Source organism: Clostridia bacterium (genome assembly GCA_014360065.1).
Lineage (GTDB): Bacteria > Bacillota > DSM-521 > Neomoorellales > JACIYF01 > JACIYF01.
Window position 1 is genome coordinate 1 of record JACIYF010000100.1, and the last position, 9530, is coordinate 9530.

9 protein-coding genes are annotated in these 9530 nt (G+C 54.4%); all 9 read right to left on the reverse strand.

From position 1 onward, the window contains the following. A partial coding sequence (locus H5U02_12020; GenBank protein MBC7343142.1) for a hypothetical protein occupies positions 1–140 on the reverse strand: 140 nt, incomplete at its 3' end. A 198-nt stretch (positions 141–338) separates the two neighbouring features. Then, positions 339–1931 (reverse strand): histidine ammonia-lyase, encoded by a 1593-nt coding sequence (gene hutH, locus H5U02_12025; protein ID MBC7343143.1) that lies wholly within the window; start codon positions 1929–1931, stop codon positions 339–341. Between the two features lie 300 nt (positions 1932–2231). After that, a complete protein-coding gene (locus tag H5U02_12030; protein MBC7343144.1) occupies positions 2232–2744 on the reverse strand; it encodes a transcriptional regulator in 513 nt (170 codons plus the stop codon). 152 nt (positions 2745–2896) lie between these two features. After that, a complete protein-coding gene (locus H5U02_12035; protein MBC7343145.1) occupies positions 2897–4372 on the reverse strand; it encodes an amino acid permease in 1476 nt (491 codons plus the stop codon). Positions 4373–4443: 71 nt separating this feature from the next. Further along, positions 4444–5715, reverse strand: a complete 1272-nt coding sequence (gene hisD, locus H5U02_12040) for a histidinol dehydrogenase (GenBank protein MBC7343146.1) — start codon at positions 5713–5715, stop codon at positions 4444–4446. Between the two features lie 384 nt (positions 5716–6099). Beyond that, the gene (locus H5U02_12045) at positions 6100–6807 is read right to left on the reverse strand and encodes an ABC transporter ATP-binding protein (GenBank protein MBC7343147.1); all 708 of its coding nucleotides are present in this window, start codon (positions 6805–6807) and stop codon (positions 6100–6102) included. Further along, a complete protein-coding gene (locus H5U02_12050; protein MBC7343148.1) occupies positions 6794–7576 on the reverse strand; it encodes an ABC transporter ATP-binding protein in 783 nt (260 codons plus the stop codon). Before H5U02_12050 ends, H5U02_12045 begins: the two co-directional genes overlap by 14 nt. After that, complete coding sequence (locus H5U02_12055) at positions 7576–8604, reverse strand: branched-chain amino acid ABC transporter permease (GenBank protein ID MBC7343149.1); 1029 nt, start codon at positions 8602–8604, stop codon at positions 7576–7578. The genes H5U02_12050 and H5U02_12055 overlap by 1 nt, the downstream gene beginning before the upstream one ends. Positions 8605–8609: 5 nt before the next feature. After that, a complete protein-coding gene (locus H5U02_12060; protein MBC7343150.1) occupies positions 8610–9476 on the reverse strand; it encodes a branched-chain amino acid ABC transporter permease in 867 nt (288 codons plus the stop codon). Positions 9477–9530: the final 54 nt, after the last annotated feature.

The window sequence follows — 9530 nt, forward strand, 5'->3', positions numbered from 1 at the left end:
CCTCCGTAGACGATGAGCTCATCCGGCTTTTCCGCCACCTCCGGGTCCAGGTTGTTCATCAGCATCCGCAGGGCCGCCTCCTGGATCCAGCCCTTGCAGGAAAGCTCCCTTCCCCGGGGGGCACGTATGGTTGGTGACATGGTATACCGCCTCCTTAAATTAATTGCCGCAAACTAGCTTCTCCGAGAAAACATGTATTTCGAGCTGGGGCCGCCTTAGAACCACCCTGGGTCTCGTGCCGCCGTTCCCCGCCCCAGCCAGGAACCAGCTAACCTCAAACAACGCTTTTCACCCGCTTACTGGCCAAGCCTCTGCCCTGGTAACAGAGTGCCGCACGCTCACACTGGCAGATTAACTATGTCTATCCCAGCCTCTCTTATGGCCGACAGTACCGATCCGTTCCTTACTAGCTCTATCGCCTTTTCAATCTCCAGGTACATCAGGCGGTCTTCCTCTAAGGGGCCAATATGTTGCCGCACGGTCTGGTAAGCCGCCTCTACCCCCCGCCCCCATTGGGCCGCTCTCCGAAACTCCAGAGCCTGGGCGACACAGAGAAGTTCAATGGCAAGTATTCTTTCTAAATTATTGAGTACTTGCCTAGCCTTGCGAGCCGCAAAGGCACCCATGCTGACGTGGTCCTCTTGGTTAGCCGAGGTAGGAATGGAATCCACCGATGAAGGCGAACACAAGACCTTGTTTTCGGAAGCCAGCGCGGCAGCTACGTATTGGGGAATCATGAAGCCGGAATTAAGGCCGCTGTGGTTGGTAAGGAAGGGGGGTAATCCGCTGAGGCTAGGGTTGACCAACCGTTCCACCCGCCTCTCGGCAATGGAGCCCATTTCCGCCGCTGCCATGGCCAGGGCGTCCGTGGCCAAGGCCAAGGGCTGACCGTGAAAATTACCACCGGAAATGATGGCCTCATCGTCAGCAAAAATAAGGGGGTTATCGGTGGCAGAGTTGATCTCCACCTCTACCAAGCTCCGGACCCAGCTGAGCACATCCCAGGAGGCGCCGTGCACCTGAGGAATACAGCGCAGAGTATAAGCATCCTGCACGCGGGCGGGATGTCGACCTCGGGCCAGCTCGCCCCCTTGCAAAAGCTGGCGCAGGCGCGCCGCCACCTGCACCTGCCCCGGGTGGGGGCGCACTGCCTGCACCCGGGGATCAAAGGCTGATGGCAACCCTTCTAACGCTTCCACCGCCATAGCCGCTATCACATCAGCAGTCAAAAACAGCCTTTGAGCGTCAGTTACATTTAGGCAGGCAAAGGCAGCCATGAATTGGGTACCATTTATAAGCGCTAGCCCTTCCTTAGCCTGGAGCTTGACCGGGGCTAGGCCAGCCAAAGCTAAGGCTTCCGAGGCCGGAAGTCGCTGGCCTCGGTAGTATACTTCCCCGCCACCGATCAGAGCCAAGGCCATATGGGCCAAGGGTACCAGGTCTCCGCTCGCCCCCACTGAACCCTGGGAAGGAATTACCGGGTGGATGCCTTGATTGAGCATGGCAATTAAAGTTTCCACCACTACCGGTCTGACCCCAGAAAAGCCCTTGGCCAAAGCATTGGCCCTGAGAAGCATTAAGGCCCGGACTATTTCCTCATTCACCGGCTCGCCCACTCCGCAGCTATGACTTAAAATTAAGTTATGCTGCAGCTGCTCCACTTCTTGATCGGAAATCCGCACCCGACTTAAATCCCCGAAGCCAGTGTTGATCCCATAAGCCACTTCACCCCCGGCCAGCACCCGCTCCACCACTCGCCGGGATGCCTGCATTTTGCTGACTGCCCCTGGGGCCAATCCGACGGCCGCCCGCTCGCGGGCCACCATCTCCACTTGTTCCAAGGTGAGGCTTTCCCCATCAATTAGCAAATGGGCAGATACAGGCTTAAGCCTTGTAGACTCGGGTGATCGACTACTGCCTATCCTAACCATTGTTTCTTTTGATAAGGCCCAATCCGACACCAACCCAACCTCCATCTAATAGTTCCATTAAAAGCCAAATAGAAGAGAGCGGTAGGCCCACGTGCCGCCTTATCCATAGCCTCCTGGGCCACCACTCGTGGCCATGCTAGGCAGGTAAACACAGAGGGGGCTCGCCCTGGTCTTCCCAGGCGCGAGCCCCCTCTCGGCTAACAACTATGGGCTACTGCGCCACTTGTCCATCAATACATGAGACTTGTAAGCCCAGCCAATCCACTAACATCTGCAACCACTATGAGCGGGACGTTGACCTCATAAATGGTTTACCCCCAGGCCTATTACCTCATGTTCCATTCCCCTTACCGGAGCTCCTATGGTACCATAAAGGGCCACCGCTATCCATTGACCGTCCTTTTCCTCATTTTCCCACCGTGGACCTTTGACGATGGCAAAATTTAGACCTACAGTTCGAAGGATAGCCCCTAACTCCAGCTGCCCTCGACAGACTCCGTACAGCGCCTCTAAAACCGCATGGTAGAGCGCATGCTCATCTCGGTACTGGCCGCAAAGTAAGCCCTCTCGCCTAGCAGCAGTCTCAATGGCCGCTACTACCTTTTCCACGTTCATGGAACCAACCTTGCCCTGAACTATCTGGAATGCTCCTGAAATGCGCAGCCCCGCCCCCTCATCAAACGGTACTGCCTCCACCTGCAATGGCAACTGCGGATTTGAGCCCGACCTAGCTTCCCCGGCTCCATTCCCAGCCGGTAGTTGGCCCGATGCAGGTTTTTTCTGCAGCCTAGAGGTGGAAACGGCTGGTATCATTCCCTCCCGAAGTAAGCCCAGGGCCGCCAATAAAGCTACCTTGCCTATGGTCAACACGTATCTTTTCCCCGCCCATTTTTAATTTTCTTCTTTAAACCGCCCTTTGGGATGCTAGCGCCGTCAACAGCCAATGGTTTCTAGCTCAAATATTCTTACTTTATTAAAGCGGGTATCGCATATAAGGCCACTACCGCCACAAACAGGCAGCCAAACACCGCCCACCACAGGCGGTACTCACGGTCCATCCGCTTCCTCTCTTCCGGGGTAGGATCAGGTAAACCCTCACTGGTTTTCATGGGGCCAGAACTGCTAAGCTTAATTGCAGCTCGACCAGCGGGTGTATTGGTCCAAACTAGGTAAAAAATGATTCCTAACGCCAACCAAATTAGGCCGGTCCAGATTCCCTCTCGCGGCAGCTGGGTCATCATGATCAGATAGATAATAATGCTTATAATTGCTCCAGGAATGAGAGCCGGAGCCTTATAGGGCCGAGGCAAGTCCGGCCGCTTTAACCGCAAGCCTATGGCAGCAACAAAACCGATGATGTAATAAGCCAAGTCGGCAAAGAGGCTAACGCTGGCCACGTAAATAATAGATCCAGTAGAAACCAACAACAGCATGGCCAAACCTAAAAACCAAATAGCAAAATCAGGAGTTTTATAGCGCGGGTGCAAGCGCCCAAAAACCGGCGGCAAGACGCCATCCCTAGCCATTCCAAACAGATAACGGGCTGGCGCGCCTATGCTAGGGTTGATAGTTGAAAGATCACCGCCAAAGGCAATGGCCAGGCAGAGTAAGACAAAGGGAATCCCCGCTATGCCTGCCATCCTCATGCCCTCAGCGTAGGGAGCGCTGGCCTCCTGCAGGGCAGTTAGCTCACCCTTAGGCATGATTGCTACTAGAAACCACTGAAAAAAGGCATTGACTACAAATACTATCAATGGGGCCAAGAACATGGCCCGGGGAATATTGATTTTGGGAAAGCTGATCTCTTCTCCCATGGCCACTGCAGTTTCAAATCCAGCAAAGCACCACCAGACCAGCGAGGTAGCCAAGATAAACTCCCGCCAACCGGTACCCGGTAACGGGACCAGCGGCCTAAAGTTCTCGGTGAGCAGGTTTGGTATCATGATAATGAACCAAACTGTAGCTGCTCCCCAGAAGAAAAAGACAAATATATTTTGCCATACGCCCGCCAGCTTAATGCCCCGCCAATTAATAAGGGTAAAGATCACCAAAAGTGCCCCGGCAATAATTCTCTCGTCAATGGCCAGCGGCACCCCCAGTCCTTCCATCATCCATTTGAAATAATTGCTGAAGGCTAAGGATTCTCCAGTAGCTACCGCCACCAGCGAGATAACGAAGTTCCAGCCAGCCAAGGTTCCCCAGAGTTTTCCCAGACCTTCCGTGGCAAAATTATAGGTTCCGCCAGCAAAGGGTAACGCCGCGCCCATCTCCGCATACATCAAAGCCGGATAAACACTTACGAGAAAGGCCACCAAAGTTGCAAGTATAATAGCCGGTCCCATCCAGCCGATGGCATTGGCCCCCACGGTAAACAGACCTACGCCGACCACCGTTCCCACGGTAATGGTAATCGCCTCTCTCAACCCCAGTGCCCGTACCATCCCTCCCGTACCAACTGTCAGCGGAACCTGCTTCTGTTTTGGTGACTCTAAACTCACCTTCAATACCCCCTTCAAGTTTGGTTTTTAATACGGACTAAAGCCGCGGCTTGATGTCCGTAAAGCCCTTCCACTTCCGCCAGGCGGCTGGCCACCGGGGCAATAGATTGTACTCCCTGGGGCTCAAGGCGCTGGTGGGTAACCACCTTCAGGAAGGTACCTACCCATACCCCGCCAGTAAAGCGGGAAGTGCGCATGGTAGGAAGGATGTGATTGGTACCAGCGACATAATCGCCAAAGACTTCTGCTGCGTGGCTACCAATAAAGAGGGATCCATAATTGCGAAGGCCCTCCACCAGCTTCTCTGGGTCTTCGACCTGGATTTCCAGGTGCTCAGGGGCGATCTCGTTGGCCAGGTCAACTGCCTCGTCCACGGTATCTACCACCACCACTTGGCCATGGTTTTCCCACGAGGCTCTGGCAATCTCCGCGGTAGCAAGCTTCTGGAGCCAAGCCTCTACCTGGCCTATGACTTTCCGCCCCAGCTCCTCGCTGGTAGTCACCAGGATCCCCCGGGCTTGGGGATCATGCTCCGATTGGGCCAAGAGATCACAGGCTACATAGGTGGGGTCGGCGCTGGCATCGGCGATGACCAGCACTTCGCTAGGCCCGGCCAAAAAGTCGATCCCCACATCACCGCTGACCTGCCGTTTGGCCTCGGTGACATATTGGTTTCCCGGTCCAACAATAATATCCACTGGCTTTACCGTCTCGGTGCCATAAGCTAGAGCAGCGATGGCCTGGGCTCCACCCATGGCGTAGATAGCATCGGCCCCAGCGATGTCCATGGCCACTAGGGTTACCGGGTTGATGCCTCGAGTTTCCCGCGATGGGGGCGAACAGGCAACTACCCGCTCAACCCCAGCCACCCGGGCGGGAATGATGGACATTAGTGCCGACGAGGGCAGCGGATAACGTCCTCCGGGGATGTAGGCCCCGCAGTCCTTCACCGGAATGACCCGGTGGCCGAGATGTACCCCAGGCAGCACTTCCACTTCCAAAGGACGAATTGCTTCCAGTTGGGCTTGGGCAAACTTGCGAATTTGACTGGCTGCAAAGCGAAGGTCTTCTACCACCGAAGTCGGAACTGACTGATAAGCTTTGGCAATCTCATCAGCCGGTACTTGGATTTGAAGATCTTCTATACCATCAAATTTGTAGGAGAAGGCCTTTAAGGCAGCATCCCCTTCCCTTTTCACAGCAGTAATAATGTCCCGGACTACAGCTTGCAGGTTTTCCTGATTAACTTCGGAAATTGGCTTTGGCGCCTTGAGGTAATTTCGCATGATTACGCCTCCATCTCGATTTCATAAGAATTTTAACTAAACCATTGACATGCAAAAAGGGACTGCGAAAATTTCACAGCCCCCCTATCGCCTGGCCTCTGTAGGACTAAATAACGCTATTCTATTCGGCCAACCGCTATTAATTACTAGAGACTTATTCGACGATCTTTCTTAGATTCCTCCTTTTCAGTATAAATATTCTCAAACAGTTACGTCCGATTTTACAGGGTAGCTGACAACCCACCCATGGCCTTGGCTATATGCGGAAAGGTATTTTGAAGGCAAGGCCTTGCCGCAGCCGTTAATTAAATCGCTGGCTGCGGCAAGGCCTGATTGAGGTTAAAACAGCATCGAAGGACACAGGCTTGGCGCTCTGATGGTTGTCTACCCGCCTAGGTAGGCCCGCTGCACTTCCTCTTGGGCCGCGAGATCACTAGCCGCCCCCTCCAGGGCGATGTGGCCATTCTCCAGCACATATCCCCGGTGGGCAATGCTTAAGGCCATATGGGCGTTCTGCTCCACCAAAAGCAAGGTCGTTCCCTGGCGGTTAATGTTTACCAGCGCCTCGAAGACTTGCTCTACCAACACCGGCGAAAGCCCCAGGGAGGGCTCGTCCAGGAGCAGCAGTTTGGGCCGGGCCATCAGGCCCCGGCCAATGGCCAACATCTGCGCCTCGCCTCCGGAAAGGCTCCAACCCAGTTGGCTATGCCGTTCTTTGAGCCGGGGGAAAAGCTCATATACCCGGTCCAGGTCGGCATCTAGGGGAGCATTCCCCTTGCGCCAGGAACAAGCCCCTAGCTCTAGGTTCTCGTATACGGTGAGGCCGGGAAAGATCCGCCGTCCCTCCGGCACCAAGGCTATCCCCTGGCTCACCACCTCCTCAGTGCTGAGGCGGGAAAGGTCCTTGCCCATGAACATAATTTCGCCGGTGGTCTTTTTGACCAGCCGAGTAATCGACTTTAGGGTGGTGCTTTTCCCAGCCCCATTGGCTCCTACCAAGGTAACGATTTCCCCCTGGTTTACGGTTAAGTTGATGCCAAACAGGGCCTGGATGTTCCCATAAAAGGCGCTTACGTTTTTAAGCTCGAGCATGGGCCTGGCCTCCTTTGCCCAGATAAGCCTGGATAACCTCAGGATTATTGCGGATTTCTTGGGGAGGGCCCTCGGCGATTTTTTCACCAAAGTTCAGCACCGTTATCACATCCGCCACCGCCATAACCAAACGCATGTTGTGTTCCACCAATACTACCGTGATTCCTTGGTCCCTTACCCGCAGTATCAACTCGCTGAAAGTCTTGGTTTCGCTAGGGTTGAGGCCAGCCGCCGGTTCATCCAGGAGCAGGAGTTTGGGCTGCTGGGCCAGGGCCCGGGCAATCTCGGTCAGCTTAAGCTGGCCGTAGGAAACGTTCTTGGCCTTGACATTTTCCTTACCCTCTAGGCCCATGCTCTTGAGATACCTTTTGGCATCCTCCCGGGCCTGCCTTTCCTCAGCCAGAAATTTAGGCGTGCGCAAGATGGCCTGCCAGCTGGATTGTTTGAGCTGGATGTGGCGGCCAATCATGATGTTTTGGAGAATGGTTAGCTCCTTGAACAGCCGTACGTTCTGAAAGGTACGGGCGATGCCAAGATTGGCTATGGCATAAGAGGGAAGGCCAGTAATATCCTGTCCCTGAAAGAGGATCCGGCCCGAGGTAGGACGATAGAACCCGTCAATAATATTGAGCAGGGTAGTCTTGCCCGCCCCGTTAGGCCCAATGATGGCCCGGATCTCGCCCTCTTTTACCACTGCATCCACATTGTCGACGGCTTTGAGGCCGCCAAACTGCATGGTGACTTTTTCGATGGTTAGCAGTTCTCCCATCACAGACCCCCCATTCTAGCTGCAGTATCAGCTGCCCGAGTTGCTTCCTCCGGGGGCACCACAGTTTCTGGCTGCTGACGCTTAAACAACCGACCTAGCCGGCCTTCCTCTTGGAACAAGCTAGCTATACCTCCGGGCAAGAACAGCATTAACAAGATAATGCCTACCCCGTAAACTGCCATATAGTACTCTTTGAGGAAGCGCAGCCATTCCGGAACGAAGGTAAGGGCAAAGGCGCCAATGATGGGACCCCACACCGTGCCCGCGCCCCCAGCCAGAACCATAGTAAAGAAAACTATGGACTGATCGAAAGAGAAGTTGTCCGGACTGATATAGGTGAGCATGAAGGCGTATAGCGCACCACCTATACCACCATAGAAAGCGCTCAGCATAAAGGCCGTTACCTTAGTATAGGTAAGGTTGATGCCGCAGGCTCCAGCCGCCAGCTCGTCCTCGCGAATAGCCATAAAGGCTCGCCCTAGCTTCGAATTTTCAATGCAATAGGCCACTAAGGCCGCAATTACCAGGATTACCAACGCCAGATAATAGAAGCTAGTGTAGCTTTCAAAGGTAAGCGGCCCCAAGCTGGGGGAGGCGATCCCCTGTACGCCAGCCGGACCCTTGGTGAGGCCCACCCAGTTGATCATCACCAGCTGCAAAATGATACCAAAGCCGATGGTAGCCATGGCTAGGTAGTGACCTTTGAGCTTCAAAGCAGGAATGCCCAGGATCAAGCCAAAGATAGCCGCCACTATTCCCGCGGCTATTAGCGCCGGTAGGAAAGGTACGTGGAGGTCCACCGAGAGCAAGGCAGCGGTATAGGCTCCGATGCCAAAGAATCCAGCCTGAGCAAAAGAGATGTAACCAGTATAACCGTAGATATAATTTAGACCCAGGGCCACTATGCAGTTGATCAAGGCAAAGTCCAGCACCGAGCGGTAGTAGTCGCCTAAAAGCCAGGGAAAGATCCCGGCTATCAGCGCTACCGCCGCAATGACCAAATACTTGAGACTGGCTTTTGACTTCATCCGGCTCACACCTTTTCCGAGATTTTTTCCCCGAAGACTCCCTGCGGCAGGAACATCAGGATGAGAATCAATACTATAAACGCAAAGGCGTCTTTATAGATGGAAGAGATGTAGGCAGCAGCAAAGGTTTCCACCACGCCTATGAACAACCCGCCCAGAATGGCCCCGGGAATGCTTCCAAACCCACCAATTATGCTGGCACAGAAGGCTTTTAGCCCCAACGTACCGCCCATCTCTGGGGAGACGAAGTAGATGGGAGCCACCATAACTCCGGCCGCCGCCGCCAGCATGGAGCTATAAATAAAGGTGTAAGCAATCATTTTGTTAACCCGGATCCCCATCAAGGCTGCGGCTTCCTGGTCCTGGGCCGTAGCCTGCATCATTCTACCTAGGGGCAGCTTGTTAAAGAACCAGTACTGAAAGAGAACCAAAGCCACAGTAACCCCGAGGATGAGAAGGTTTTGGGGCAAAACATATACAGAGAATATCTTGATGCTTTGGTCGCCGAAGAGGCCGGAGAAGAATAGAGGCTGTGGGCCCCAAATTAACCGGGCCACGTTCTTTAAAAACACGCTCACGCCGATGGTGCAGACTATGACCGTGATAGCGGGTTTATCCCGCAGAGGATAGTACGCCACCCGTTGGAAGATGTAACCGAAACCGGCCATTAACACCAGCGAAAACAAGTAAGCCACAATGATAGGCAGGTGGAGGGAAAGTACCGCCGTGGCCGCCAAGAAGGTGCCGATCATGACCACTTCGCCCTGGGCAAAGTTGACCACGTTGACGGCGTTGACGATGAGCACGAACCCTAGGGCTACGAGCCCGTAGATGGAGCCCATAGCCAGCCCGTTGATCAGGAGCTGCGCCATTACTATATCTCCTTTCCAGGGGATGGTGGGGGCCGGCCGCCCAAGGGCGGCCGG